This window comes from Ensifer sp. NPDC090286 (assembly GCF_044769565.1).
GTDB lineage: Bacteria > Pseudomonadota > Alphaproteobacteria > Rhizobiales > Rhizobiaceae > Ensifer.
This window is the reverse complement of record NZ_JBIVYF010000001.1, coordinates 854,666-880,688: the sequence shown is the minus strand read 5'-3', so window position 1 is coordinate 880,688 and position 26,023 is coordinate 854,666. Positions and strand designations below refer to the sequence as shown.

The 26,023-nt window shown below is 62.8% G+C and carries 24 protein-coding genes; 13 read left to right on the top strand and 11 right to left on the bottom strand.

Going from position 1 to position 26,023, the window contains the following annotated elements; translation table 11 throughout:
- Positions 1–186 precede the first annotated feature (186 nt).
- Positions 187–1,236 carry a GTP 3',8-cyclase MoaA gene (gene moaA / locus ACIQUG_RS04315; protein ID WP_402317757.1) on the bottom strand — a complete coding sequence of 350 codons (1,050 nt, stop codon included), beginning with the start codon at positions 1,234–1,236 and terminating at the stop codon, positions 187–189.
- 215 nt (positions 1,237–1,451) lie between these two features.
- Between moaA and ACIQUG_RS04310 the strand changes: the two genes are divergently transcribed.
- Complete coding sequence (locus tag ACIQUG_RS04310) at positions 1,452–1,826, top strand: gamma-butyrobetaine hydroxylase-like domain-containing protein (protein ID WP_402317754.1); 375 nt, start codon at positions 1,452–1,454, stop codon at positions 1,824–1,826.
- A 47-nt stretch (positions 1,827–1,873) separates the two neighbouring features.
- On the opposite strand, the gene ACIQUG_RS04305 is transcribed toward ACIQUG_RS04310, so the two are convergent.
- Positions 1,874–2,356 (bottom strand): MarR family transcriptional regulator, encoded by a 483-nt coding sequence (locus tag ACIQUG_RS04305; protein WP_043616440.1) that lies wholly within the window; start codon positions 2,354–2,356, stop codon positions 1,874–1,876.
- A gap of 47 nt (positions 2,357–2,403) precedes the next feature.
- Here ACIQUG_RS04305 and ACIQUG_RS04300 point away from each other — a divergent pair, with 47 nt between their 5' ends.
- The 3 genes from ACIQUG_RS04300 (at position 2,404) to ACIQUG_RS04290 (ending at position 4,875) form a co-directional block, all read left to right on the top strand.
- Positions 2,404–3,312: an alpha/beta fold hydrolase gene (locus ACIQUG_RS04300; protein WP_402317752.1), complete on the top strand. Its 909-nt coding sequence runs from the start codon at positions 2,404–2,406 to the stop codon at positions 3,310–3,312.
- A 114-nt stretch (positions 3,313–3,426) separates the two neighbouring features.
- Entirely contained in the window at positions 3,427–4,035 is a 609-nt protein-coding gene (locus ACIQUG_RS04295; RefSeq protein WP_402317749.1) for a pyridoxamine 5'-phosphate oxidase family protein, read from the top strand.
- Between the two features lie 54 nt (positions 4,036–4,089).
- Complete coding sequence (locus ACIQUG_RS04290) at positions 4,090–4,875, top strand: M15 family metallopeptidase (protein WP_402317746.1); 786 nt, start codon at positions 4,090–4,092, stop codon at positions 4,873–4,875.
- 85 nt (positions 4,876–4,960) lie between these two features.
- Here ACIQUG_RS04290 and ACIQUG_RS04285 read toward each other — a convergent pair whose 3' ends face one another.
- On the bottom strand, positions 4,961–6,031 hold the full coding sequence (locus ACIQUG_RS04285) for a GGDEF domain-containing protein (protein ID WP_034795108.1): 1,071 nt from the start codon (positions 6,029–6,031) through the stop codon (positions 4,961–4,963).
- Positions 6,032–6,223: 192 nt separating this feature from the next.
- The gene (gene fumC, locus ACIQUG_RS04280) at positions 6,224–7,615 is read right to left on the bottom strand and encodes a class II fumarate hydratase (RefSeq protein WP_402317743.1); all 1,392 of its coding nucleotides are present in this window, start codon (positions 7,613–7,615) and stop codon (positions 6,224–6,226) included.
- 510 nt (positions 7,616–8,125) lie between these two features.
- Between fumC and ACIQUG_RS04275 the strand changes: the two genes are divergently transcribed.
- Positions 8,126–10,018 carry a murein L,D-transpeptidase gene (locus ACIQUG_RS04275; RefSeq protein WP_402317740.1) on the top strand — a complete coding sequence of 631 codons (1,893 nt, stop codon included), beginning with the start codon at positions 8,126–8,128 and terminating at the stop codon, positions 10,016–10,018.
- Between the two features lie 40 nt (positions 10,019–10,058).
- On the opposite strand, the gene ACIQUG_RS04270 is transcribed toward ACIQUG_RS04275, so the two are convergent.
- Positions 10,059–10,733 carry an HAD family hydrolase gene (locus ACIQUG_RS04270; protein ID WP_402317738.1) on the bottom strand — a complete coding sequence of 225 codons (675 nt, stop codon included), beginning with the start codon at positions 10,731–10,733 and terminating at the stop codon, positions 10,059–10,061.
- Between the two features lie 225 nt (positions 10,734–10,958).
- Between ACIQUG_RS04270 and rpiA the strand changes: the two genes are divergently transcribed.
- The 3 genes from rpiA (at position 10,959) to gor (ending at position 13,904) form a co-directional block, all read left to right on the top strand.
- Complete coding sequence (gene rpiA, locus ACIQUG_RS04265; RefSeq protein ID WP_402317735.1) at positions 10,959–11,654, top strand: ribose-5-phosphate isomerase RpiA; 696 nt, start codon at positions 10,959–10,961, stop codon at positions 11,652–11,654.
- Positions 11,655–11,774: 120 nt separating this feature from the next.
- Positions 11,775–12,323 carry a DUF2059 domain-containing protein gene (locus ACIQUG_RS04260; RefSeq protein WP_043616419.1) on the top strand — a complete coding sequence of 183 codons (549 nt, stop codon included), beginning with the start codon at positions 11,775–11,777 and terminating at the stop codon, positions 12,321–12,323.
- A gap of 192 nt (positions 12,324–12,515) precedes the next feature.
- Positions 12,516–13,904: a glutathione-disulfide reductase gene (gene gor / locus ACIQUG_RS04255; protein WP_402317732.1), complete on the top strand. Its 1,389-nt coding sequence runs from the start codon at positions 12,516–12,518 to the stop codon at positions 13,902–13,904.
- Positions 13,905–13,910: 6 nt separating this feature from the next.
- Here gor and ACIQUG_RS04250 read toward each other — a convergent pair whose 3' ends face one another.
- Positions 13,911–14,774 (bottom strand): LysR family transcriptional regulator, encoded by an 864-nt coding sequence (locus ACIQUG_RS04250; RefSeq protein WP_402317730.1) that lies wholly within the window; start codon positions 14,772–14,774, stop codon positions 13,911–13,913.
- 153 nt (positions 14,775–14,927) lie between these two features.
- Here ACIQUG_RS04250 and ACIQUG_RS04245 point away from each other — a divergent pair, with 153 nt between their 5' ends.
- From ACIQUG_RS04245 to ACIQUG_RS04235, 3 genes are all read left to right on the top strand, one after another.
- Positions 14,928–15,191 (top strand): hypothetical protein, encoded by a 264-nt coding sequence (locus tag ACIQUG_RS04245; RefSeq protein ID WP_402317727.1) that lies wholly within the window; start codon positions 14,928–14,930, stop codon positions 15,189–15,191.
- Between the two features lie 365 nt (positions 15,192–15,556).
- Positions 15,557–16,930 (top strand): class II 3-deoxy-7-phosphoheptulonate synthase, encoded by a 1,374-nt coding sequence (locus tag ACIQUG_RS04240; RefSeq protein WP_043616467.1) that lies wholly within the window; start codon positions 15,557–15,559, stop codon positions 16,928–16,930.
- 185 nt (positions 16,931–17,115) lie between these two features.
- Positions 17,116–17,514, top strand: coding sequence for a GFA family protein (locus tag ACIQUG_RS04235; protein ID WP_402317724.1), 399 nt, complete (start codon positions 17,116–17,118; stop codon positions 17,512–17,514).
- A 3-nt stretch (positions 17,515–17,517) separates the two neighbouring features.
- Here ACIQUG_RS04235 and ACIQUG_RS04230 read toward each other — a convergent pair whose 3' ends face one another.
- From ACIQUG_RS04230 to ACIQUG_RS04210, 5 genes are all read right to left on the bottom strand, one after another.
- Entirely contained in the window at positions 17,518–18,435 is a 918-nt protein-coding gene (locus ACIQUG_RS04230) for a hypothetical protein (protein WP_402320564.1), read from the bottom strand.
- A 181-nt stretch (positions 18,436–18,616) separates the two neighbouring features.
- Positions 18,617–20,350: a TadG family pilus assembly protein gene (locus ACIQUG_RS04225; protein WP_402317722.1), complete on the bottom strand. Its 1,734-nt coding sequence runs from the start codon at positions 20,348–20,350 to the stop codon at positions 18,617–18,619.
- 1 nt (position 20,351) lies between these two features.
- Positions 20,352–20,774, bottom strand: a complete 423-nt coding sequence (locus ACIQUG_RS04220; RefSeq protein ID WP_043616402.1) for a TadE/TadG family type IV pilus assembly protein — start codon at positions 20,772–20,774, stop codon at positions 20,352–20,354.
- A 285-nt stretch (positions 20,775–21,059) separates the two neighbouring features.
- The gene (locus ACIQUG_RS04215) at positions 21,060–21,608 is read right to left on the bottom strand and encodes a DUF1003 domain-containing protein (RefSeq protein ID WP_402317719.1); all 549 of its coding nucleotides are present in this window, start codon (positions 21,606–21,608) and stop codon (positions 21,060–21,062) included.
- Positions 21,609–21,795: 187 nt separating this feature from the next.
- Complete coding sequence (locus ACIQUG_RS04210; protein WP_402317717.1) at positions 21,796–23,727, bottom strand: LTA synthase family protein; 1,932 nt, start codon at positions 23,725–23,727, stop codon at positions 21,796–21,798.
- A gap of 268 nt (positions 23,728–23,995) precedes the next feature.
- Between ACIQUG_RS04210 and ACIQUG_RS04205 the strand changes: the two genes are divergently transcribed.
- A complete protein-coding gene (locus tag ACIQUG_RS04205) occupies positions 23,996–25,678 on the top strand; it encodes an NAD+ synthase (protein ID WP_402317714.1) in 1,683 nt (560 codons plus the stop codon).
- A 3-nt stretch (positions 25,679–25,681) separates the two neighbouring features.
- On the top strand, positions 25,682–26,017 hold the full coding sequence (locus tag ACIQUG_RS04200) for a hypothetical protein (protein WP_402317712.1): 336 nt from the start codon (positions 25,682–25,684) through the stop codon (positions 26,015–26,017).
- Positions 26,018–26,023 lie beyond the last annotated feature (6 nt).

Here is a 26,023-nt window from a genome sequence, read left to right as displayed (position 1 = left end):
CACGGAGATCGTGCCCGCCTGCCGGTGAGGTCTGATGCAGGCGCTATCCACTGACACGCGGAGTACGTGGGGACATGAAAATGTGCCCCACATTCCCTTCTCCCCATCTGCGTGGAGAAGGTGCCGGCAGGCGGTTGAGGGGCCGCCTGCCGGTTGTTTTTCCAAGATTGGTATCCTGATGAAAGGTCAGCCGCCGGTAACGCTCATGTGGCGGGCAACGGCCGGGCGGTTGTGCTCGCGGTCGATGATGAAGTCGTGGCCCTTCGGCTTGCGGCCGATCGCCTCGTCGATCACCTGGCTGAGATAGGCGTCGTCTTCGGAGGCGCGCAGCGCGGTGCGCAGGTCCGCCGCGTCGTTCTGGCCGAGGCACATGTAGAGCGTGCCGGTGCAGGTGAGACGGACGCGGTTGCAGCTCTCGCAGAAATTATGGGTCATCGGCGTGATCAGGCCGAGCCTTCCGCCGGTTTCCGCCACTTCGAGATAACGGGCAGGGCCACCGGTGCGATAGGGAATGTCGGAGAAGGTGAACTGTTCTTCCAGCTGTCGGCGCATTTCCGACAGCGGCATGTAGTGGTCGGTGCGGTCTTCCTCGATCTCGCCCATCGGCATGGTTTCGATGAGCGTCAGGTCCATGCCACGGCCATGGGCCCAGCGCATCAGGTCCGGGATCTCCTGATCGTTGAAGCCTTTGAGCGCCACCGCATTGATCTTGATCTTGAGGCCGGCGGCCTGTGCGGCGTCGATGCCTTCCATGACCTTGGAGAGATCGCCCCAGCGGGTGATCTGGTGGAACTTTGCCGGATCGAGCGTATCGAGCGAGACGTTGATGCGCTTGACGCCGCAGTCGGCGAGTTCGGCGGCGTATTTTGCGAGCTGCGAACCATTGGTCGTCAGCGTCAGTTCGTCGAGCCGGCCGGCCTCGATCTCGCGACCGAGTTCGCGCACCAGAAACATGATGTTCTTGCGCACCAGCGGTTCGCCGCCGGTGAGCCTGAGCTTGCGGACACCCTTGCCGATGAAGGCGGAACAGAGACGCTGCAATTCTTCGAGCGTCAGCAGATCCTTCTTCGGCAGGAAGGTCATGTGCTCGGCCATGCAATAGGTGCAGCGGAAATCGCAGCGGTCGGTGACGGACACGCGCAGATAGGTGATCGCCCGCCCGAAGGGGTCGATCATCGGGGCCGTCTTCTGCTCCAGCGGCAGAGCGCCAAATCTGTCTATCGTTGCTGTGTTCAAACGTCTTTCTCCCAGCCCCTTCAATGTCGTCGTCGAAGATGGTCGCGTCAAGGCGCATACTGTCGCAAAGTGTTGATCGGAAGACACGGGTAATTCTCGCGCGCCGATTTCTGCGCTAGTGCATTGTCGTCCTTCAGAATAAGGCCGCATCGGGGGACGCAGATTACGGCGAATGGGCGGCATCCGGTTTGTCGTACGCGAAAGGAAGCAGCGAAATGAGCGAATTCTGGCCGACGGAATTGCGGGTGTCGAAGGATCGCCACCGGCTTGTGGTGACGTTCAACGACGGAGCGTCCTTCGATCTCTCGGCGGAGATGCTGCGGGTGCTTTCGCCGTCCGCCGAAGTGCAGGGCCATGGTCCCGGCCAGCGGGTGACGGTGCCCGGCAAACGCAATGTGCAGATCATCTCGGTGCAGCCGACCGGCAATTATGCGGTGCGCATCGGTTTTGATGATACCCACGACACCGGCATCTTCACCTGGAGCTATCTGCATGAACTGGGGGAAAAGGGCGCGGAGCTCTTTGCCGCCTACGAGCAGGAACTTGCCGACAAGGGCATGTCGCGAGACAAGGCGGAAAAGCCGCGCTGACCAAGACCGCGCCTCGCGTCTCATCAGACGCGCAAAATCAGCACTCGTCAGGCCAGCTCGTTCTCTTCCTTCAGCAGCATGCCAATCAGCCGCTCCATCGATCGGGTGACCACCAGGCAATCATCCAGCGATTCATCGTCCAGCAATCGCTCGATCAGCGCCGTATGGATCTCCATCGCCGCCTCGGTGAGCGTCCGGCCTTCAGCTGTCAATGACAGGCGCAGTATACGCTTATCCTTCTCGTCACCGCGGCGCAGGATGAGCCCGCGCTTTTCCAGGTGCGGCAGAAGCATGCTCATGTTCGAGCGCCCGACCAGCAGCTTGCGAGCCAGTTCTTGCTGCGAAATGCCTTCGAAGCGATAGAGGTTGATGAGGATGTCAAGATGCGGCGGCTTGATGTCGAGATGGGCGATCTCGCGCGTCACCGTCTGCTGCATCAACTGGCAGGCGCGGGCAACCGCGATCCAGCTGCGGAAGCGGGGGTGGTCCCAGGGAAAATGATGTTCGCTCGTCACTTGATTTTTGTTCAACGTTGTACAATTATGTTCAGCATTGAACATAACAAGAGATTCCCACTATGGCATCCTTTGCGATCAAGGTCATCCGCAACGCGCTGAAGGGCGTCGACGCGTTTTCACCCGAGGCGGCCGGGCGGCTCGCTTTCAGGCTGTTCACCCTCACGCCCGGCAGAAAGCCGAAGAACGCCAAGGAAAAGGCGGCACTCGCCGCTGCCGCTCCTGTTATCACCAGGGGCCAGCCGGTGACGCTCTCCTATGCCGGCGGCTGGGTGCTGGCGCGCCGGTTCGCGGCGCCGCGCGAGGCCGCCAACACCAAGCGCATTCTCCTCGTGCACGGTTGGGGATCGCGCAGCGACTATCTGGCAGCGATGATCGACGGCCTGGTCAAGGGCGGCGCCGAGGTGGTGACGCTCGACTGGCCCGGGCACGGCGGCTCGCCGGGACGCACGTTGACCATGCCGGCAGCGGTTCGGGCGATCGACGCGGCCTGGCGGCACTTCGGCAATTTCGACGTCTGTGTCGGCCACTCCTTCGGCGGCGGCAGCCTGGCCTGCGCTGCCGGCGGCATCGTCTGCGACGTGCACAGCCATATGCCGAAGAAGCTGGTGCTGATCGGTGCGCCAAGCGAGATGACTTGGCTTTTCAAAGGCTTCGGGAGAATTCTTCGCCTTTCTCCGAAGGCACAGGTGGCCTTCGAAGGCGTTGTCGAACGTCTCTCCGGCCGCCGACTTCAGGATTTCGATGCTGCCCACGTGATCCAGGCGCGCGCCGTGCCGACGCTCGTCATCCATGCGGAAGACGACAAGGAAGTCTCCGCCGACCATGCGCGCCGTTATGCGGCGGCCGGGCCGAATGTCGAAATGCACTGGGCAAACGGCTTTGGCCACCGGCGCATTGTTTCGGCCGCACCGGTGATCGCGCGGATCAACGCCTTCATACACGCGGAAGATCAGAAAGCCGCCGCCTGACTATTTTCGTTGACCGCGTCATCAGTCTGTCATGCTATCGGCCGAAGGGTCGCTGGCCCGGGATTCTCTGTATCCAGATTGCTCCCGGGATTTTTGGCAGCATTGGAGGACGGCATGTCGATCATCACCTCGGTCGAGGAACTCAACACGCTCTATGGCGGCGTCAGCGAAGCGTCGGTGGCCAAGGTCACCAAGACGCTGACGGCCGAATACCGGCTGATGATCGAGGCATCGCCTTTCTGCGCGCTTGCGACCGTCGGCCCGGAGGGTCTCGATTGCTCACCGCGCGGCGACGACGATTGCGTCGTGCGGATCGGCGACGACAAGACCGTGCTTCTGCCGGACTGGCGCGGCAACAACCGCGTCGATTCGCTTGCCAATATCGTGCGCGATCCGCGCGTGGCGCTGATGTTCCTGATCCCCGGTTCGAACACGACGATGCGCATCAACGGCACGGCGGTGCTCAGCGTCGATCCCGCCCTGACGGAAAGCTTCGAGGTCGACGGCAAGCACCCGCGCAGCGTCATCGTCGTGACGATTGGCGAGGTCTATTTCCAATGCGCCCGCGCCGTCATGCGCGCCCAGCTCTGGAACCCCGACCGCTTCCTCGATCCGGCATTGCTGCCGACGCCCGGCACGCTGCTGAAGGCCGCCAAGGCGGATTTCGACCGCGAGACCTATGACCGCGAATGGCCGGAGCGCGCCGCCAAGACCATGTGGTAAGCTGCGCCCCGGCTGATCGGCGCGATCAGGCAAGCACAGAGGCTGGAGGCGAGGGTGCGGCAGCAAGCTCTGACAGGTGCGTTCCTGCTCGCCCTCCTGGCCGGCCAGGCGTCTGCCGGTGAGCCGTCGCTGGCGGAAAGGCTCAATCTGCTGGCTGCAAGCTACCCGGATGCCATCGCGCGCATCGACGGCAATGCCTTGATCCTTGGGGATGGCGGGCCGCCAATCGTCATCGACGACGGCCGAACGAAAAGCCATGCCGAGAAACTCGCTGCGGGGGACGTCGAGGACAGCCTGTCGCAGATTTATCCGCTCGGTGCCTGTGCGACGCCGCCGCCGGTCGATTTCGACCCGGGGCGCATACGCAGCGAAGCGCTTCTGAAACGCCTCTATGGCGGCAGCGCCACAGCCGTCCGGCGGGATCTCGTTGGCGTGGACTGGTTCGGCCAGCGGCTGCAGGTAACGAGGAAGCACGGGATGGCGGCGGCGCTGAAGGCTGTTGCCGCGGACCTTTCGCGAAAAGCCGCACTCAGGCGCTATCTCAGCCCGAGTGCCGGCACCTTCAACTGGCGGCCGATTGCGGGCACCGCGACGCTGTCGGTGCACAGTTTCGGTGCGGCCATCGATATCAACACGCGCTTTGCCGACTATTGGCGCTGGGCCGGCAAGGCCCGCGGCGGCTATCGCAACCGCTACCCGCTGGGCATCGTTCAAGCCTTCGAGAAACACGGCTTCGTCTGGGGCGGCCGTTGGTATCACTTCGACACGATGCATTTCGAATACCGGCCGGAGATGATCGCAATCGCTCGCGCCGCAGGCGCCGATGCGTGTCGCCAGTAGTCCCAGCAGGTACTCGCCATGAAACGCAAAAGGCGCCCGCGAAGGGCGCCCGTTGTCGGTTTTGTCTCAGGAAGACCCCGCCTTCTCAGCGGCGATAGATCAGCCAATTGCGGCCGGATTCCTTGCGCATGCCGTCTTCGAAAAGAACCGTCTTGTTGCGCCCCGCGTTCTTGGCCGAGTAGAGCGCGATGTCGGCCTTGTTGTAGAGGTCGACCGGGTCTTCGGCAGCCGTCGCCATGCAGACGCCGACGGACAGCGTGATCGGGCCGTAATTGACGCCGGTCTTGGAGTTTCGGAAGGGCGTCGCGGCCAGCACGGTGCGGATGCGATCGGCAATCTGGAGGCATTCTTCTTGGCTGCTGTCGCCGAGGATGATCGCGAATTCCTCGCCGCCGGTGCGCGCGACGAAAGCCTCCCGGCGCAGATTGGCGCGCAGCACGCCGCCGACGGTCGCCAGGATCTTGTCGCCGACGGGATGGCCGAAGGTGTCGTTGACCTTCTTGAAGTGGTCGATGTCGGCAACGAGCAGGCCGGTGAAGTTTCTCAGGTGCTCGTTGTTGTAGACAGCCGCCAGATTGTCGTCGAAGGCACGGCGGTTGGCGAGCCGCGTCAAGGAATCGGTGTTGGCGATGCGCTTGTACTCGTCGAGTTCCTGCCGGATGACCTCCATCTCGAAGGACTTCTGCACGACGGTCTCGACGCGTTCCTTGCCCTGGCTCATCGTCTCGGCCGTTGCATCGGTCAGAATGCCGATCGCGTGGCGCAGGATATCGGCGCTCGATGCGCTCTTGCTGACGATGTTGACATAGGCTTCGTCGAGAACCTTGTTGTAGTTCTCGAGGGCGTATTGCTCGTCGCGCAACAGGGTCACGAGTTCGGCAAGCTTGGCCGCAAGCGTGGTGTGGGCGCGCTCGATGCCGGTGGAGCGATGGATGTGGCTGAAATACTGCGCCCCGATCGCGTCCAGCTCTTCCTGGGTCGCGCGACTGCCGAGTGCGGCCAGTTCCTTCGACAATTGCGGATTGGAGCCGAGATAGGCTTCGTAATAGAGCTCGTAATTGCGGGGGATGGGCGCCACGCCCATCATGCGCATCGCATGGGTTACCTGCGCTGCGATATCGGGCGTCTGAGCCTTGCCCGAGCTTGCCGTTTGCATGTGCAAACCCCCTAATATGAAACGCTGCTTATCGGTCATTATTTTTAGGGGCAAATGATTTGCGAAGTCTTAATATTTGCCGCCGTCGCGCCACCGCATCGTGATCGATCGCGGCAGGTTTTGCCGATCGTCAGTGCGTTCGCGACATCAAGGCCACGGCGCCGTGGAGGCGCCGTGGTGTATCAAAATGGATCAGGCTGGGCTGATCATCGTTTCCGGACGAACGACCGCGTCGAACTCTTCGTTCGTCACATAGCCGCCGCCGACGGCTTCTTCGCGCAGCGTCGTGCCGTTCTTGTGCGCGGTCTTGGCGATTTTGGCGGCGTTGTCGTAGCCGATCTTCGGAGCAAGCGCCGTCACCAGCATCAGCGAGCGGTCGAGCGCTGCCTTGATGTTGTCTTCGCGTGCCTCGATGCCGACGACGCAATTGTCGGTGAAGGACACGGCCGCATCGGCGAGCAACTGAACCGACTGCAGGAAGTTGTAGGCCATCAGCGGGTTGAAGACGTTGAGCTCGAAATGGCCCTGGCTGCCGGCGAAGGTGAGCGCGGCGTGGTTGCCGAAGACCTGCACGCAGACCTGGGTCAGCGCTTCGCACTGGGTCGGGTTGACCTTGCCCGGCATGATCGACGAGCCGGGCTCGTTTTCCGGCAGCGACAGTTCGCCAAGGCCCGAGCGCGGGCCGGAGCCGAGGAAACGGATGTCGTTGGCGATCTTGAAGAGGGCAGCGGCCGTCGCGTTGATCGCGCCGTGGCTGAAGACCATGGAATCATGGGCGGCGAGCGCTTCGAACTTGTTCGGCGCGGTCGTGAAGGCGATGCCGGTGATCTTGGCGATCTCTTCGGCGACCTTTTCGGCAAAGCCGACAGGTGCATTGAGGCCGGTACCGACGGCCGTGCCGCCCTGCGCGAGTTCGCAAAGGCCCGGCAGGGTCATTTTGATGCGCTTGATCGAGGAGGCGACCTGCGCCGCGTAGCCGGAGAATTCCTGGCCGAGCGTCAGCGGGGTTGCATCCTGCGTGTGGGTGCGGCCGATCTTGATGATGTGGTCGAAGGCCTTGACCTTGGCTTCGAGCGCCTTGTGCAGGTGCTTCAGCGCCGGCAGCAGGTCATGGATGACGCGCTCGGCGCAGGCGATGTGCATGGCCGTCGGATAGGTGTCGTTCGACGACTGGCTCATGTTGACGTGGTCGTTCGGATGCACCGGCTTCTTCGAGCCCATGACGCCGCCCATGAGTTCGATGGCGCGGTTCGAGATGACCTCGTTGGCGTTCATGTTCGACTGGGTGCCGGAGCCGGTCTGCCAGACGACGAGCGGGAAATGGTCGTTGAGCTTGCCGTCGATCACTTCCTGCGAAGCCTTGACGATCGCATCGGCGACGGTCGAGTCGAGGCGGCCGAGTGCCTGGTTGGTGCGGGCGGCCGCCTGCTTGACGATGCCGAGCGCCCGGACGATCGAAGCCGGCTGCTTTTCCCAACCGATCTTGAAGTTGCCGAGCGAACGCTGGGCCTGAGCGCCCCAATAGCGGTCGTTCGCCACTTCGATGGGGCCGAACGTATCTGTTTCCGTGCGCGTCGATGTCATCGTGATACCTGCCTTGATCATGCGGTTCATGAAGCCTGGGCGAGGGGCCGTGTGGCGGATCTCTCCAGGGTGCCGGGCCTCTCTCTGCCCCGACGGCCGGAGCTTGTAAAGGGGCGGGCCCGGGCTGGCTATGCTACAATCGTTTGAAACCCCATGGGCGTGGCGGGTCCACGCTGCGCCACCGTGATTCGGTCTTTGCCGGGCCTCCGGCAGCGTTGTGATGTTTCGGTCACAGACGCCATCTTCTTTTCCGGTGACGATCGCCTGCTGCTGCCGGCGCAAGCGCGCATGCCGAAATAAAATCCATTGGGATCAAATTTTTATCGCTCTCCGCACGTCTTTAAAATGAGGCGTTCGGGAGATTTCGACAGGAGGTCCGATGGCGATCAGTGCCGGCGCGTTTCCTTTTCATTCACCATCCTTTTCTATAACTTTTAGCGCACGAGGGCGTGGCGAGAATCTGGCTTCAGCCGAATTCGGCGACAACGCGATACGGGGACGTAGTTTCATATGAGAGTTCTTAAGACGGCAGCGATCGTAGCGCTCATGAGCGGCTGTGCGATCGCGACCATGGACGCGCGGCCGGCTTCGGCCTTCACACTTGGCGATTTCATCCGGGCAGGCCGGAAGAAGCCGGAAACACAGCAGGCCCCGACCAACGAGGCGCTTCCCGGCGTCGGCGCGATGGTCGATCCGCAGCAGCAGGCAGCCAAGCCGCTGCCGAAAATCACTGGCCCGAAATACTATACCTACAAGGCCGAGCCGCTGCGCCGGATCGCAACCGACAAGCTGCTCGATCCCTTGGTTACCGGTTCCGTGCGCAACGACGCGCTGCCGCCGATGCTGCGTACGCCGCTGGCCGACGCGCGCCAGTTCCTTCCGGGCATCAACGTCCGTGCCTCGGGCGATGTCGCAAAGGCGGTCGAAGCCCATTACGGCGCCCGCATGGACTACATCTGGATCGGCGCTGAAGGCGTCAACGCCAAGGCGAAGGCAGCGGTTGCCGTTCTGGCTGACGCTGCCAAGGTCGGCCTCGATCCCCAGGATTATGCCGTCAGCGTGCCCTCCGACACCTTCGACCGCGGCGACATGATCGCCCGCGAAAAGGAGCTGGTGCAGTTCGAGATCGCGCTTTCGGCCGCGACGCTCAGCTACGCGCAGGACACCGTGCGCGGCCGCATCGATCCGAACAAGATCTCCGGCTACCACGACTTCAAGCGCAAGACGGTGGAACTGCTGCCGCTTCTCGACAAGATGTCGGCGAGCAGCGACGTTGCCGCGCTTTTGAATGAGCAGAGCCCGAAGAGTGCGCAGTTTGCCGCTCTTTCCGCGGAACTCGCAAAACTGCGCGCCGAACAGGGTGTCGAGCAACGCGTCGAGATCGCGCCCGGCACGTTGCTGAAGCCGGGCCAGAGCAATCCCGAACTCGCAAACATCATCGCGGGTATCCGGCTCAAGGGTTCGGAAAAGCTGAAAACCGACCATGCTACGGTTCTTGCCGCCTACCAGGGCACCCCGGAATACACGCCGGAGCTGGTCACTGTGGTCGAGGCGTTCCAGCAGGAGCACGGGCTCAAGGCCGACGGTGTTGTCGGCCAGGCTTCGCTGCGCATCCTGACGGGTGGCGACACGGTTGCAGCCAGGATCAATAAGCTCGAGATTGCCATGGAGCAGGCGCGCTGGCTGCCGGATGGTCTCGGCGACCGCTACGTCTTCATCAACCAGCCGGCCTTTACCGCCACCTACGCCGACAAGGGCGCCGAGCAATTCTCGATGCGCGTCGTCGTCGGCTCCAAGGCGAACCAGACCTACTTCTTCCAGGACGAGATCCAGACGGTCGAGGTCAATCCCTACTGGGGCGTGCCGCAGTCGATCATCGTCAACGAGATGCTGCCGAAGCTTAGGAGCGACCCGAACTATCTCGATCGCATGGGCTACCAGGTCGAAGTCGGTGGCCGCCCGGTCCCGTCCGCATCGGTCAACTGGAACGGCTCGACCGCATCGGTTGCCGTGCGTCAGCCGCCGAGCAGCGACAATGCGCTTGGCGAGTTGAAGATCCTGTTCCCCAACAGCCACGCGATCTACATGCACGACACGCCGTCGAAGAGCTTCTTCAAGCGTGACAACCGCGCGCTCAGCCACGGCTGCGTGCGGCTTGCCGATCCGCGCCTGATGGCGGCAGCCGTGCTCGGCACGAGCGTCGACGATGTCGGCAAGGAAATCGCCGGCGGCCGCAACAAGGCGCTGCAGGTTCCGGTGAAGGTTCCGGTCTACGTTGCCTACTTCACGGCTTGGCCGAACAAGGACGGCGTGGTCGAGTACTTCAACGACGTCTACGACCGCGACATGTACATGAACCGGGCCTTCGACGCGACGCGCGGCGCGCGCCGGGCGGAAGGATAAGCAAGAAAAAGGCCGCTTCGAGCGGCCTTTTTCTTGTCTGCTATTTGGAAAACAGGCCCGAGACCAGATCCGGGGTCAGCTCGTCGAAATGGCTGATGACGACGGTGGGATCGAGGCTTTCGACCGGAACATCGGAGTAGCCGAAGGGAACGGCGATCGAGGGCACCTGAGCATTGCGGGCGACGAGGAAGTCGTTGAGGCTGTCGCCGACCATCACGGTGCGGGTCGCCAGGCCCCCGGCATTGGAAACCGTGCGCAGCAGGTGCGCGGCGTCCGGCTTGCGTACTTCGAAGGTGTCGCCGCCGGATATCGCGGCGAAGCGCTCGATCAGGCCGAGCCGTTCGAGCAGGCGCGTGGCGAGCTTTTCCGGCTTGTTGGTGCAGACGGCGAGCTTGAAGCCGGCACCGGACAGGCGGTCGAGCGCGTCGACGAGGCCCGGATAGGGCAGCGAATCGCCCGGCATCGAGCCGTGGTAGAAATCGACGAATTCCTTCAGCTGCCATTCCAGCACGTCTTCGGCGAGCGGCTTTTGCCGCATCGCGAAGGTGCGCTCGATCATGGCGCGGGCACCGTGGCCGACGAGATGGGTAAGGTCGCCGTAGGTGACCGGCTCGACGCCGGCCTGGGTAACCGCATGGTTGAGGCTGGCGACCAGGTCTGGCGCCGTGTCGACGAGCGTTCCGTCGAGATCGAAGACGACAATGGGAGAAGACAAGGAGAAAACCTCTTGGCGCTGAAAACCGTTGCTGATCGGGTAGGCGAACTCATCGGCGATTGCAATGGCAAGCGGGCGCGGCAAAGCACGCGGAATCCTGAGTGCTGATTTCATTTTGACTTTTGTTTGCGCCGTGGGGCGTGTAAGTGTCACAGCGGAAAAACGGGCGGCCGTTCGCTGATTGCGGTCTGCTGCCCGTGCGAATCACAAGGGAGCGACCGGCGCATGGACGCCCGCGAAATGAAGATCAAAGCCGCGGCCGCGGCGCTGGAATATGTCGAAGACGGCATGCGTCTCGGCATCGGCACGGGTTCCACGGCCGAGGAGTTTGTGCGGCTCCTGGCCGAGAAGGTCGCAGCGGGCTTTCGCATCGAAGGCGTTCCCACCTCGGAGCGCACGGCGCGGCTCTGCCTCGAACTCGGTGTTTCGCTGAAGTCGCTCGACGAATTGCCGGAACTGGATCTGACGATCGACGGCGCCGACGAGGTCGATGGCCAGCTGCGGCTGATCAAGGGCGGCGGCGGCGCGCTGCTGCGCGAAAAGATCGTTGCGGCCGCCTCCAACCGTATGATCGTGATTGCCGACGAGACGAAGGTGGTCGACGTTCTCGGCGCCTTCAAGCTGCCGATCGAGGTCAATCCCTTCGGTCAGGTGGCAACGCGGATCGCGATCGAAAAGGTGGCCTCCCGCCTCGGACTTTCCGGCGAAATCGCTGTGCGCCAGTCCCATGACGGCGCCTTCCTGACGGACGGCGGGCACCTCATTCTCGATGCATCTTTTGGCCGTATTCCTGATGCAGATGCGCTCGCGGGGGAGCTGAATGCCATTCCCGGCGTCGTCGAGCACGGGCTTTTCATCGGCATCGCTTCGCTGGCAATCATTGCCGGGCCGCAAGGGGCACGCACGCTGACTGCGTCCTGAGCCGGCTTCGCTGCCCCCATGAGGGGCAGGAGCGGTGAAGACAACAGGTTTCCATACATGCGGGCCTGGCGGCGGCAATCGCCCGGGCAGCATGCGACAAACACAGGAGCAAGGGTAAAAATGAACAAACTCGCAGGTCTTGTCCGCACTTTCGCTGCCACCGCGGTTCTGCTGTCCGCGTCCGTTCCGGCGGTCAAGGCCCAGGACGTCTCCGAAGACCAGATCAAGGCGGCGCGCGCGACGATCGCTGCTCTCGGCGTAACCAACAGCTTCGACAACATTCTGCCGAACCTGGCCGAGCGCCTGAAGAACACGCTGATCCAGGCATCGCCGAACCATCAGGAACTGATCACCGCGACCGTCGACGATAAGGCGCTTAGCCTTGCCGCCCGCCGCGCCGATCTCGAGAACGAAGCCGCGACGATCTACGCCAAGACCTTTTCGCTCGAAGAGCTGAACGCGATCACCGAGTTCTACAACTCGGCCGCCGGCAAGAAGCTCCTGAACGACGGCCCGATCGCCTCGCGCGAACTCCTGAAGGCCGCCGACATCTGGGCATCGGGCGTATCGCGCGACCTGACCCAGGAAGCCACCAAGTCGCTCGACGAGAAGGTCGGCTCCGCTCAGCCGGCAGCAGCCGAAGGCGCCGTTCAGGCGCCGGCCCAATAAGCTGTAGCGCTTGGCGCCTTCATCACGTTTCGAGGAGCCCGGAGCGATCCGGGCTTTTCTTTTGCCCGGAGGCTCCACTATATGTGCCTGCGACGCAGCCATCGGCTGCGCCCGGTTGCGTGTCGGCCAAGGTTCGTTCGGCCCGCTTTTCAGGATCGCCATTTCGGCCCGCTTGCTTTCAGGAGACTGCCCATGCCCGCTTTCGACTATGACCTTTTCGTAATCGGCGGCGGTTCGGGCGGCGTGCGCAGCGGGCGGCTCGCCGCAAGCCTCGGCAAGAAGGTCGCTATCGCGGAAGAGTTTCGCTATGGCGGCACCTGCGTCATTCGCGGCTGCGTGCCGAAGAAGCTTTATGTCTACGCGTCTCAGTTTTCCGAGCACTTCGAAGACGCAGCCGGCTTCGGCTGGACGGTCGGCGAAAGCACGTTCGACTGGAAGAAGCTGGTCGCCGCCAAGGAGCAGGAAATCACCCGGCTCGAAGGGCTCTACCAGAAGGGCCTCAACAATGCCGGCGCCGAAATCCTGCATACCCGCGCCGAGCTCGTCGGCCCCAACACGGTACGCCTGCTCGACAGCGGTAAGACGGTAACGGCCGAACGCATCGTCATTGCCGTCGGTGGTCATCCGACCCCGCATGACGCGCTGCCGGGCCACGAGCACTGCATTTCGTCCAACGAAGCCTTCGACCTTGCCGAGCTGCCGAAGTCGATCCTGATCGCCGGCGGCGGCTACATCGCCGTCGAGTTCGCCAATGTCTTCCACGGCCTCGGCGTCGAGACGACGCTGATCTATCGCGGCAAGGAAATCCTGTCGCGCTTCGACCATGACCTGCGCCGTGGGCTGCATGTGGCGATGGAAGAGAAGGGCATCCGCATCCTTTGCGAGGACATCATTCAGTCCGTCACGCTCGACGCCGACGGCAAGCGCGTCGCACACACGATGAAGCACGGCGACATCGCCGCCGACCAGGTGATGCTGGCGCTCGGCCGCGTGCCGAACACCAGGGGCCTCGGCCTGGAGGCCGCCGGCGTGAAGACGGACGAGCGCGGCGCCATCGTGGTCGACGCCTTCTCGCGCACCAGCGCGCCCGGCATCTATGCGCTTGGCGACGTGACCGACCGCGTGCAACTGACGCCGGTCGCGATCCATGAGGCGATGTGCTTCATCGAGACCGAGTACAAGAACAATCCGGTGTCGCCGGACCACGACCTGATCGCGACCGCGGTCTTCTCGCAGCCGGAAATCGGTACGGTCGGCCTGACCGAAGAGGACGCGGCGCGCCGGTTCGACGAACTCGAAGTCTACCGTGCGGAGTTCCGGCCGATGAAGGCGACGCTTTCCGGCCGCAAGGAAAAGATGATCATGAAGCTGATCGTCAATGCCGCCGACCGCAAGGTGCTCGGCGCTCATATCCTTGGTCATGACGCGGGCGAAATGGCGCAGCTGCTCGGCATTTCGCTGAAGGCCGGCTGCACCAAGGACGACTTCGACCGGACGATGGCGGTGCACCCGACGGCAGCCGAAGAGCTGGTGACGATGTATTCGCCGTCCTATCGCATCCGCAAGGGCGAGCGGGTCTGAGCCGCCTCAGGCAGACGCTCCCGCAAACCGCGCCTCCTCGCGTTTAAAAAGATCGGCGAGACGATCGATGACCGTCCGGACCTCCGGACGGCGTCGGTCGTCGTCGTTTGCCGCGATCCACAACGGATGCGTCAGACCCTCGATCAAGTCGCCTTCGCGCTTCAGGAATGGATCACCTTCGCCGACAAAGGCAGGCAGGACGCCGCGGCCGGCGCCGTTGCGGATCAGCCGCACGAGAAGCGCGGCACTGTCGGTCCACGTATGGATCTGCTGCTCGCGGTTTTCAAAGACCCATCTTTCCGCCGGCGAGCTGGCAACTTCGGTGCCAATCGATATCCAGGGGAAGTCCTCGCGCTCCGGCATGTTGCCGGCGCGATAGACGGCATAGGCGATGTTGACCGAGCGGCGCACTGCTACGTTACCCGAGTGCGGCTTTTCGTGCAGGACGGCGACGTCGGCCTCTCTGAAAGTCAGGTCGAGGCCGCGATGCGCGTGCTTGCAGCAGAAGCGAAAACCGTCGCCCGAGGCGCGGATGTCGGTTGAATGATCGGCGACGAAGCCGGCGAGCCAGGCATCGCTGGCGACCGACACGATCGGCAGGGCAAAGGCGTCGCGGTGCCAGTCGGAGATGTTCTCGGCGGCATTCTGCATGGCGCGGACATGTTCGAGAAGGATCTGGCCGTCGTGAGCGAGGCGATAGCCTTGCTGGCTGCGGATGAAGAGTACCCTTCCGGTCGCTCGCTCGAGTGCGAGCATGCGCCGGCCGATGGTCGGCGCGCTCAGGCCCGTCCGCGTGGCAGCCCCGCTCAAGCCGCCCTCGGTCGCAACGTGATAGAACAGTTTCAAATCGTCCCAGGCTGCCTCAGCCATAAGTCCTCCATGGAGGTTACTGTCTCGTCCTAACGCGGAGCATCCGCCTTGGCTTCCATTCGCGGATGAAAGACGTCTTTCAACGGTGCGCCTACAACGCTGCCGGCAAAGACATTAGGTCTCCGATTGTCTCAAGGCAAAGGAGGCGAGACCATGTTTGAACATTGGGCAGTCATGTGGACGGTGCTGCAGCGCGAACGTCGCCGCGGGTCACGCAACGGCCTGGATGATCCGCTCGACGGACCGGAGTGGCGCGGCCTGCACTGGGTGCTGCCGGTCTTCTCTTTCCTGCTTAACCGGCGCAGATCGGGCGCGCGCCTGACGCGTTCCGATGCGACACTCACTGGACGCACAGGCGCGCGCTGGGACGCGAGGGCCAGCCATTGCCGGCCGCAAGCCGCCGGGCATGATCGCTGAACAGACCGTCGCCTATTTTCGCGGCGGCTGTCGTATTCGAGATGCCACTATCCCATTGAAACTGCGCATCGTTCTTTCGATATAAGGAGCAGGACTTTCGGGATCGTGCGCCCCCAGGACATATCGTTGCGCGCCGGGCGCCCTGCAAAGCAATGAATTCTGGTAGGATGGCTTTCCAAGCGTTTCCTTAACGTCTATAAGCCCGCATTCCGCGGCGTTTCCGGCTGGGCGGGCACGAGGCTTGACCAAGTGACCGGAGCAGGGCGCGCGGATGGTGAGTGAAATTTCAGAATACCGGGCGGCCGCATTGGCCGTCAGGGCGTGACCCGCGCGGTTGGATCCGCGGCAGACAACAGGTGATCGAAATGGCACAGACTTGGACTCCAAACAGCTGGCGGCAGAAACCCATCCAGCAGGTGCCGGAATATCCGGACCTGGCAGCGCTTGAGGCGACCGAAGCGCGCCTCGCGAAGTATCCGCCGCTGGTGTTTGCGGGCGAAGCCCGTCGTCTGAAGAGTGCCCTTGCCAATGTTGCCGAAGGCCGCGGCTTCCTGCTGCAGGGCGGCGACTGCGCCGAGAGCTTTGCCGAGCACGGCGCCGACACGATCCGCGACTTCTTCCGCGCCTTCCTGCAGATGGCCGTCGTCCTGACGTTCGGTGCACAGCAGCCGGTGGTGAAGGTCGGCCGTATCGCCGGCCAGTTCGCCAAGCCCCGTTCCTCGGGCGTCGAAAAGCAGGGCGATGTGACGCTGCCGTCCTACCGCGGCGACATCATCAACGGCATCGAGTTCACCGAGGAAGAGCGTATTCCGAACCCGGAACGCCAGATCATGGCTTACCGCCAGTCGGCCGCGACGCTGAACCTCCTGCGCGCCTTTGCGATGGGCGGCTATGCCAACCTCGACAACGTGCACCAGTGGATGCTCGGTTTCGTCAAGGACAGCCCGCAGGCGGAGCGCTACCGCAAGCTCGCCGACCGGATCTCCGAAACCATGGACTTCATGAAGGCGATCGGCATCACCTCGGAAAACCATCCGAGCCTGCGCGAGACCGATTTCTTCACCAGCCATGAGGCGCTGCTGCTCGGCTACGAGCAGGCGCTGACGCGCGTCGACTCGACCTCGGGCGACTGGTACGCCACCTCCGGCCATATGATCTGGATCGGCGACCGTACCCGCCAGCCCGACCATGCGCATATCGAATACTGCCGCGGCATCAAGAACCCGCTCGGCCTCAAGTGCGGCCCGTCGTTGACGGCCGATGGCCTGCTGGAGCTGATCGACCTGCTCAACCCGGCCAACGAAGCCGGCCGCCTGACGCTCATTTGCCGCTTCGGCCATGACAAGGTCGCCGAGCACCTGCCGCGCCTCATCCGTGCAGTCGAGCGCGAAGGCAAGAAGGTGGTCTGGTCCTGCGACCCGATGCACGGCAACACGATCACGCTCAACAACTACAAGACCCGTCCGTTCGAGCGGATCCTGTCGGAAGTCGAAAGCTTCTTCCAGATCCACCGTGCCGAGGGTTCGCACCCGGGCGGCATCCATATCGAGATGACCGGCAACGACGTGACGGAATGCACCGGCGGTGCGCGTGCGCTTTCGGGCGACGATCTCGCCGACCGCTACCACACCCATTGCGATCCGCGCCTCAACGCGGACCAGGCGCTGGAACTCGCCTTCCTGCTCGCCGAACGCATGAAGGGCGGTCGCGACGAGAAGAAGATGGTCGTCAACGGCTGATCTAAATCTCTGGCATCGTTCAGGTTTTCTGAACGTCGCTTGGATGCTTTGAATTTGACAATGCCGGACCGGCTCTAGAAGTTGGCCCGGCATTTTCGTGTCTGGAGCAGGGCGCGGCGCGGGCTGTCGCTTGCGTCGGCACGCTCCATGGCACGATCGAGGGATCGTGATCTTCAGGAGGGGCCATGCAGGACATTCATCACGGGGGCTGCCTTTGTGGTGCCATTCGCTTCAAGGCGCGCGGCGAGCTGCGCGAACTGATCTTCTGCCACTGCAGCCAATGCCGGAAGCAGACCGGGCTCTATTACGCCGCAACCAACGTTTTAGATCAGGACTTCGAACTGGAGGGGGCGGAGAACGTAACCTGGTACAGGGCCAGTGACAGCGCCAGCCGGGGCTTTTGCCGGCACTGCGGGTCGGCGATGTTCTGGAAGGCGGACGGTTCGGATTATACCTCGATCCTCGCGGGCACCTTCGACAAGCCGACGATGCTGAAGCCCGGCTACCATATCTTCTGTGAAGACCAGGGCGATTTCTACGATATCAAGGACGACCTGCCGAAATTCGCGGCCGGCCGCGTCTGAAGGTCAGGCCGGCGGGTTTGCCGCTCGCCGCTCGGCCTGTTCGAAGCCGTTGGCAAGACCTGCAAGCTTGACCGCCTGCCACTGGCAATATTCTGCGATCAGCCGCTCGCTCAGCCAGAACAGGCCGCGCTGCCCTTCATCGGCTCTTCCAAGGAGGCCCAGGTCCTGGGCGCGGGTGAAGATGCGCCGAATATGGGTGTTCGAGATCATGTAATGCGTGGCGAGGTCCGAGAGGTTTGCCTCCAGCCACACCTTGCCGTCCACCGAGTCGAGACTCTCCGGCCGCGCCATCAGATCGTCGAGCAGAAGGCCGCCGCACTCGGTCCACACGAACGCCGCCACCCCTTCCGGCGGTTCGGTCCACCGGCGGTCCGATAGCAGCAAGCGGGCGGCGATCGGCTGAGCCCGCTCGAAAACCGTGCGGTCGGCGTCGACGCGCGCGACGCGGCATTGGCCGTCGAACCGATCGAGCGTTCCCATCTGGCTCATGAACCAGCGCAACATCGCGCCTTCGCTGATTTCCGTCGGCTCCAGCGGACGGATCTTCTTGCGCGCCCGCCCGCCATCCGCATCGCGCAGAAGCTTGTAGGTCAGGAGTTCGGCGATGAAGGCCGCGGCGGTGTTGCGGCTGGCGCCGCCGGTCTCGTGGATGAACTTGAGGAGGCGTGCGGTCGTGATCCCGGATTCAGGATTGCCGGGCTCGCGCTCGAGGTGAAGGGCATAGACAGCCTGGCTGAGGGTCCATTTCTGGTGGGAGGCAACAAGGCGGGCGATACGGGGAAACGTGTCGTAGGCGGCCATCAGGTCGCGCGCGCTCGCCTGGAGCACGTTGCGTAATTCCGGATGACGAAGAAAACCTTCCGCTGTGAAGGTGAGCGAGCCATCCTGCGCAGCACCTTCCTGCTCTGCCACCACCCGCATCTGCTGCGCACACCCCCAATGCTCGCGCGGCTCGCCGAGGGCAGGGAACTCCAGGAACCCCGCCGGCCAGCTGCCACTCAGCTGTACCCTTCTAGCAGGGCTACCTTGTGCATAACGTGTCAGCAACTGAATTTGTTCAACGGGGCGTTGACGGTTGCCGCCGAGCGCCCCGTTGAAGAGACTACTGCACCAGCACCGGCGACTGGCACTTGACGCCGGTGACGCGCACATCGGCCTCGCCGACCCGCACCCCGACGAGCAGCAGAAGGTTGTAGAGCAGATCGTCGACCGGCTTGGTGACGGCTCCGAGCGTCTGGGCCAGTGCCTGCTGCACGATGGTCGGGCTGCCGAGCGTCAGGAACAGGACCTGGATGTTCAGGTCGAGATTGTTGAGGAGCGTTTGCGTCGTCGAGGTCAGGATGTCCTTGGTCGAGACGGTCTTGATCGACCGGGCCGCAACTTCGGACGGGCTGAAGCTCAGGCGCGTCGGCTTGAGGTTCTGCGCCTCGACATGGGCGAGTGCATCGATCTTGACCACCAGCGCGTCGACGAGCTTGGCTCTTTGCACCCGGGCGTCGGACGAGAAGTTGGACAAGACGGCCGGATCGACGTCGCCGATAGCGATTTCGGCAATGCCGGGGACTGCGTCGACGCTGACCGAGGCATTTTCGGGCGTACCGCCATAGCACCGGATATCGGCGAGCTTGGCTTCCGCATAGGCGAGCTCGACATAGATCGGCAGGCGGATGCGAATGCCGGCAAGGGCAGCCAGACCGTCGACGTTGACTTCGACGGCAAGGCGGGTCTGGGCCGTGCGTACGGCCGCACCGGGCGTTCCGAGGCGATGGCTTGGCGTTTCGATCGGCGGCTCGCCGATCGCGAGCTTGACCTTGGCAGATGCGATCCCGGGCAGGCCAGCCACTGCACTCAGCGCGATCTGGTTTTCGCCGTTTGCAATTGCGGCTGCGGCGGAGACGATCTGCAGCGCGCTCACTCGCATCGCCCAATCGGAGCCGGCGTCGATCTGCAGGCTCTTCTTCGGGTCGAGGTTGAGGATCTGCGCGAGCGTGAAGGTGCGCTTGTTGCTGGAGGTCGAAAGCTCGATGCTCTTGAGTGCGGCCGTGACCGTTCCGGACAGGCCCTGGACGAGCCGCATGGAGGCAAGCAGCTGCGGCATCGTCAGGTTTGCCTTGAGCACGTCTTCATAGGAGGCTGCCGTGAGGTTGAGCCTGGTCGCAATGATCTTCAGGAACGGCTGGATATCGATGTCCGCGTCGATGAGCGCCTGGTAATCCATGACCTTGAGCGAGATCGTCGTTCCGAGCATCTGCCCGAGGATGGAGTTGAGCAGCCCGTCATTGAGGCTTGCAAGGCGTGAGCCGACGGAGAAGGCGGCAATCTTCGAACTGGCTGCCGTGCCGTAGACACTGAGGTCCGGCGCCTTGGTGAAGATCGAGGCGAGGAAGATGTCGCCCTTCCTTTCGAGCATGACCTGCACGGCGTCCGTGGGCGTTGCGTCCTTGATGAAGCGCTGGCCGGCATCGACCGACGGATCGGGAACGTAGCGCCCGCGCGTCACGGTTGCGACACCGTCAAGCTTGGCGGTGTTGATGTCACCGGGCGGCAAGGTCTTACCATCGATGGTCAATAAACCGTTCGGCGTCGACACGCCGTAGTTCAGGCCATTGTTGGCGAAGTGGTTGAGCACGGCCTTCTCGGCGGACGAGACGTTGGCCGCGGCCGCGATCGCGGCGAGATCGACCGTCGACTGCATTTCACGCTTCTGGACGGTGAGGTAGCCGTAGTCGATCGCCAGCGCCATGGACGTGATGACCAAGGGCATGGCCAAGGCGGCCGAGACGCCGATGTTGCCGCTACGGGCACGGGCGAGGGAGCGCATGGGATTCCACAGCATATCAGACCCCTCCGATGCGGATGGTTGCAAAGCGCTCGATCTGTTCGCTCGGCATGGCAAAGGTGAAAAGGTTGAAGATCGGCAGGTCGCCGGCGTCGTATTTGATCCGGACGGTGAACTGGTTTGCGTTGTTGGCGTCGTCCTTGACGGTGACGGTCATGCGCGACGACTTGATGAAGGCCTGATCCATCGTCGTGCGACGGATATAGTCGGTCGCGAGCCGTTCACGCTCGGTTTCGGAGAGGCCGGCAATGGCCGTGCGGGCGGCATCGGCGGCGATCTGCTGAATGGAATGGGCGGCACTCAGGTAGACGCCGTATGCGATCAGGGTCAGCACGCACATGAAGAAGAGCGGTGCTATTATTGCAAATTCGATCGCAGCGGCCCCGTCTCGGCCACCTAACAGGCGCTTGAAATTGGACATTGCAGCATCTCCGCGTACCCACGTTGCTGTATTTTTCGAATGTCCCTGCACCCCTAACGTGATCCTCAAATATTAATTTTTTCATACTCCGATAAGTTGTTGAATCCCAATGCATTTCGCGATTGTTGCAAAATGTGTATTCACAGTTGAATTAGGGTTTATGAAGATGAGCTAGTTTTCGCCCTGCTGCGACGCCTGCGCGCGCGCCTTGTGCGGGCTCTGAGATGCGCGCAAAGGCTGCCGGTTATCTCGCCGGCAGTGAGTGCAGCTTGGGCCCGTATCCGGTTACTGCTGTGCGGGCGGCGCGCGGTAATGTTCGAGCTGACGGTTGAGCGCCGCCAGGTCGGCGCGCAGCTCGGAGATCTCGCGCAGCAGCACGTCATCGACCTTGTGATGCAGCGCGATCAACTCGACCTCCGATTTGAGATTGACTTCGTAATCCTTCGACGCGGCGAAGCGGTCGCGTTCGGCCTGGCGGTTCTGCGACATCATGATCACCGGCGCCTGCAGCGCGGCGAGCATCGAAAGCACCAGGTTGAGGAAGATGTAGGGGTAGGGATCGAACGCTCCGGTGATGAGCAGCACCGAATTGACCAGAACCCAGACAACGAGAAAGCCGCAGAAGCCGATGATGAAGCTCCAGGAGCCGCCGACGCGGGCGATATTGTCCGCAAGCCTGTCGCCGAAGGAGAGCCCGGCCGCAAACGCCGCGTGGGAATCCGTGGAAAGCGTGCGGCGATCGCGGGCGTGGGCGAGGATGCGGGCCTCGATCTCGCCAAGCTCGCTGATCGGCTTGCCGAAAAGCTGTTTCGAAATGTCGTTGAAATGCGGCATGGGGATCTCCGGTGTTGGCCGGGTGAAATCTAGGGCATGTCGCGCAAAAGTCCGCAGCGGTTCTGCTTTGCCCGCGTGCGAACGATCAAAGGCTTAAGGCGTGGGGGGAATTCAGGCGTCAGCCAATACCGCCATGGCGGAAGGCGCGAAGCCGGACCAGGTGCGACGACCGGTCCGGCTTCTTGTGTCAGTGGGTTTCGGCAGCGCTTGCGAACAGGTCCGCGTGCGACTTGAAGAACCGGTCGGTCGAGAATCGGTCGCCGAACATCATGTCGTGCTGCAGGAAGCGGTAGTCACGCAGCAGTGCCGGCACCTTCGGCTGGCGCGACCATTCGGCGACTTCCTTGCCGTTCTTGCGGATCAGCATGTAGCGGTCGACAACGCGGTACTGGTCGTACACCTTGCCGAGGAAACCGGTGTAGTAGGGGTGCTCGTAACCGGACTGCTTGAGGATCTGGTAGGAGAGGAAGGCCGGGCTGATGGTGCCGACGTTCTTCTTCGGACCGGTTTTGTTCGACCAGACGACGAGCGGCGTTTCATGCTGCGCCTTCATCTGTTCCTTCGAACCTTTGCGTTCCGCCGTCACACCCTTCATGAAACCGGTGCTGGTATAGACGGTGTTGAGCGGCGGCAGGTGGTCGCCGAAGAGCACGATGACCGTTTCGCGGTCGCGGTTCTTGGCCCAGTCCATCAGCTTCTTCAGGCTGTCGTCGGCTTCCTTGATGCCCTGGGCATAGGTGGCAAGCACCTGGCGGTCGGCTTCCGGCAGGTCGCCTTCGACCTTGATGGTGTTGTTGGCGTAGCGGTTGGCCTCATAGGGGCCATGGCCCTGGAGCGTGACGGCGAAGAAGAAGAACGGATCGTCCATCGCGTCGGCCTGGCGGATGATCTCGTCGGTCAGAGATTCGTCCGAGGCGAAGATGCCGCGCTTCTGCATCGGCGGCATGTTCTCTTCCGACTTGAACATGTCGAAGCCGAAGGCCTTGTAGACGGCGGTCCGGTTCCAGAACCAGCTCTGGAACGGATGGATGGCGCGCGAGACATAACCTTCGCCACGGAAGAAGGTGGCAAGCGACGGGATCGGATTGCGGATGTACTGCTGGTACGGGATGCTGCCATAGGGCAGGAACGCGTTGGAGAAGCCGGTCAGCGCCTCGAACTCGACGTTGGCGGTCATGCCGCCGAATTCCGGCGAGAAGACGTTGCCCGACTGCATTTCGCGGATCGTCGGCATCGGATCGGGCGACAGCTTGACGTTCGGCAGGCGGGTCGGATCCCAGAAGGATTCGCTCATCAGCACGATGACGTCGGGCTTGCCGCGGTGCGAGGTGCCGGCCGGAAGCGGCTTCACCGGGATGCGGTCGATCGCGTCGGCCATGTAGCCGGCGGGCGCGCTGACGTTGGCCATCGGCAGGTTGATGGCAAAGGCGAGCGCAAAGCCGTTGTGCTTATAGTTCTCGGTCTGGTCCCACATGATCGGGATGACCTTGAGGCGATCACGGATCCAGGAGAACTGGTTGTAATCCATGATGTTCCAGAAGGCGACGAGCAGCGGCAGCGCGAAGGCGAGGCGGGCCATGCGCTCGCGGGTCGTGAGCTTCGGGAAGGTGCGCCAGGCAAAGCGCAGCAGAAGGGCGATGCCAACGACGGCGACGACCAGGCCGACAGCGATGCCGACGGCCGTCCACGGACGGTCCTTCACCAGAACGGGCATCAGTTCCATGATCTGGCGGCCGAACAGGAAGTCGGTCGGATAGAGCGGGTCGGACAGGAATACCTGCTTCTGCTGGCAGACGACGGCGGGGATGATGGCAAGCGGCGCAATCACCACGGCCGACTTGTGTTCGCGACCGAAAATGCCGTCGACAGCGAGCAGGATCAGGAAGAAGGCGCCAACGGTCGTCAGCGCCGGGCGCGTCGGATCGAGCATGTAGGCGATGCTATCGGCAAGCGACTGACGCACGATCAGTTCGACGAGGAATACCAGACCGGCTGCGACGAAGAGGGAGAAGAATGCGCTGCGGGTGGCCGCGAGCGTCTTGGCGTGCCGTGTGGCGAAGCCCGGTCTATCGACATAGACACGTGAGCCTCTCGCAACCGCGGAATCGATACTGGCCAACATATTCTCCAATTTCATAAATGCGTCGTGTAACTGTCATACGCCCGTCATTTTGAACAGGGGATGAATGGTTTCTTAACGGGAATGGAGGGTGGCTTTTCGTGGCGTGAAGCCGCGCGAACAGCCCAGTATAAGGACCGGGAAAAACAGAATTTTTCGGTTTTTTTCGTGTCGTTGCGATTGCCTGTGGGTATTTTCCCGCAGATTGCGCTAAAGAACATTGCGAAAGTCAGCTGCAATCGTTCAGGACAGACCGACAGGCCCGCTCATGACCGCCCATAAAAACGCCCCCTCGCTCCTTCGCATCGCCATTGCCCAGCTCAATCCGACCGTGGGCGACATCGCCGGAAACCTGGCCAAGGCGCGTGAGGCGCGCGCCGACGCGGCGCGCCAGGGCGCCGATCTCCTGCTTTTGACGGAGCTGTTCATTTCCGGCTACCCGCCGGAAGACCTCGTTCTGAAGCCGGCCTTTCTGAAGGCGTGTCTCCAGGCCGTCGAAAAGCTTGCTGCCGAGACGGCGGATGGTGGCCCAGGCGTCATTATCGGCTTCCCGCGGCTGGCAAATACCGGCCGGCACAATTCGATAGCCGTGCTCGACGACGGCAAGGTGATCGCGGTCCGCGACAAGGTCGACCTACCGAACTACGGCGAGTTCGACGAGAAGCGCGTGTTCGATCCGGGCGAGATGCCGGGGCCGGTCAATTTCCGCGGCGTGCGCATCGGCATCCCGATCTGCGAGGACATCTGGGGCGATCTCGGCGTCTGCGAGACGCTGGCCGAAAGCGGTGCTGAAATCCTGCTGTCGCCCAATGGCTCGCCCTACTATCGCGGCAAGGTCGACGTGCGCCATCAGGTGGTGCTGAAGCAGGTGATCGAGACGGGCCTGCCGATGATCTATGCCAACCAGCTCGGCGGCCAGGACGAACTGGTCTTCGACGGTGCCAGCTTCGCCTTCAACACCGACAAGTCGCTGGCCTTCCAGATGAGCCAGTTCGAGGAGGCGATCTCGATCGTCGAATGGAAGAAGGGCGACAGCGGCTGGCATTGCGAGCACGGCCTGAAGTCGCGCCTGCCGGAACGGGAGGAAGCGGACTACCGCGCCTGCATGCTCGGCTTCCGCGACTATGTTAACAAGAACGGCTTCAAGAATGTGGTGCTCGGCCTTTCCGGCGGCATCGACTCCGCCATCTGCGCGGCACTCGCCGTCGATGCGCTCGGCGAGGAGCGGGTGCGCACGGTCATGCTGCCCTACCGCTACACTTCGCAGGAATCGCTGAAGGACGCCAAGGAATGCGCCGCGGCGCTTGGCTGCCGTTACGATATCGTGCCGATCTCCGAGCCGGTCGAAGGGTTCCTCAGCGCACTGTCCGATACGTTCGAAGGTACGGAGTCCGGCATCACCGAGGAGAACCTGCAGAGCCGCACGCGCGGCACCATCCTGATGGCGATCTCCAACAAGTTCGGCTCGATGGTGGTGACCACAGGCAACAAGTCGGAGATGTCGGTCGGCTACGCCACGCTCTATGGCGACATGAACGGCGGCTTCAACCCGATCAAGGACCTCTACAAGATGCAGGTCTACGCGATATCGAGCTGGCGCAACACCACGGTTCCTCCGGGCGCGCTCGGTCCTTCCGGCATCGTCATTCCGCAGAACATCATCGACAAGGCGCCTTCGGCCGAGCTTCGCCCCAACCAGACGGACCAGGATTCGCTGCCGCCCTATCCGGTGCTCGACGACATTCTCGAATGCCTGGTGGAAAAGGAAATGGGAACGGACGAGATCGTCGCCCGCGGCCATGACGAAGCGACCGTTCACCGGGTCGAGCATCTGCTCTACATCGCCGAATACAAGCGCCGGCAATCGGCGCCGGGCGTCAAGATCACCAAGAAGAATTTTGGCCGCGACCGCCGCTACCCGATCACCAATCGCTTCCGCGATCGGGGCTAGGAAGTGGAAACCCGCTCCGAAGAGACGGACGGCCGACAGGGCCGTCCAGAATTTACGGAGGAGGAAATCCGGCTCCTTCGACTGTGGTCGGCGAGCGACGTTTCGGCCGGCCGGCAGCTTTCGGCGCAGGTCGGCTATTTCGCGACGCCTGCGATCTTCGGGATCTATGGCCTTGCGACGGGGAGCCTCACGCTCGTCGGCGTTGCCTTCATCTGCATCCTGCTCCTGTTGGCCTGGGGTCTGCTCACCACTTGGCGGGATCGGCACGATTCCATCCTGATGCAATCGGTCTGTTCCAAGGTATTGGCGACAGTGCCTGTCGGTGAAGACAAGAGATAGCGGCCT

Bases quoted from the DNA above. Each gene is read 5' to 3' on its own strand.
- rpiA (WP_402317735.1), top strand. From the start codon at position 10,959: ATGGACGCCCGCGAAATGAAGATCAAAGCCGCGGCCGCGGCGCTGGAA.
- ACIQUG_RS04235 (WP_402317724.1), top strand. From the start codon at position 17,116: ATGCAGGACATTCATCACGGGGGCTGCCTTTGTGGTGCCATTCGCTTC.
- ACIQUG_RS04215 (WP_402317719.1), bottom strand. From the start codon at position 21,608: ATGCCGCATTTCAACGACATTTCGAAACAGCTTTTCGGCAAGCCGATC.
- ACIQUG_RS04240 (WP_043616467.1), top strand. From the start codon at position 15,557: ATGGCACAGACTTGGACTCCAAACAGCTGGCGGCAGAAACCCATCCAG.
- ACIQUG_RS04245 (WP_402317727.1), top strand. From the start codon at position 14,928: ATGTTTGAACATTGGGCAGTCATGTGGACGGTGCTGCAGCGCGAACGT.
- ACIQUG_RS04205 (WP_402317714.1), top strand. From the start codon at position 23,996: ATGACCGCCCATAAAAACGCCCCCTCGCTCCTTCGCATCGCCATTGCC.
- ACIQUG_RS04230 (WP_402320564.1), bottom strand. From the start codon at position 18,435: ATGCGGGTGGTGGCAGAGCAGGAAGGTGCTGCGCAGGATGGCTCGCTC.
- ACIQUG_RS04295 (WP_402317749.1), top strand. From the start codon at position 3,427: ATGTCGATCATCACCTCGGTCGAGGAACTCAACACGCTCTATGGCGGC.
- ACIQUG_RS04300 (WP_402317752.1), top strand. From the start codon at position 2,404: ATGGCATCCTTTGCGATCAAGGTCATCCGCAACGCGCTGAAGGGCGTC.
- ACIQUG_RS04220 (WP_043616402.1), bottom strand. From the start codon at position 20,774: ATGTCCAATTTCAAGCGCCTGTTAGGTGGCCGAGACGGGGCCGCTGCG.
- fumC (WP_402317743.1), bottom strand. From the start codon at position 7,615: ATGACATCGACGCGCACGGAAACAGATACGTTCGGCCCCATCGAAGTG.
- ACIQUG_RS04225 (WP_402317722.1), bottom strand. From the start codon at position 20,350: ATGCTGTGGAATCCCATGCGCTCCCTCGCCCGTGCCCGTAGCGGCAAC.
- ACIQUG_RS04285 (WP_034795108.1), bottom strand. From the start codon at position 6,031: ATGCAAACGGCAAGCTCGGGCAAGGCTCAGACGCCCGATATCGCAGCG.
- ACIQUG_RS04250 (WP_402317730.1), bottom strand. From the start codon at position 14,774: ATGGCTGAGGCAGCCTGGGACGATTTGAAACTGTTCTATCACGTTGCG.
- ACIQUG_RS04260 (WP_043616419.1), top strand. From the start codon at position 11,775: ATGAACAAACTCGCAGGTCTTGTCCGCACTTTCGCTGCCACCGCGGTT.
- ACIQUG_RS04275 (WP_402317740.1), top strand. From the start codon at position 8,126: ATGAGAGTTCTTAAGACGGCAGCGATCGTAGCGCTCATGAGCGGCTGT.
- ACIQUG_RS04310 (WP_402317754.1), top strand. From the start codon at position 1,452: ATGAGCGAATTCTGGCCGACGGAATTGCGGGTGTCGAAGGATCGCCAC.
- gor (WP_402317732.1), top strand. From the start codon at position 12,516: ATGCCCGCTTTCGACTATGACCTTTTCGTAATCGGCGGCGGTTCGGGC.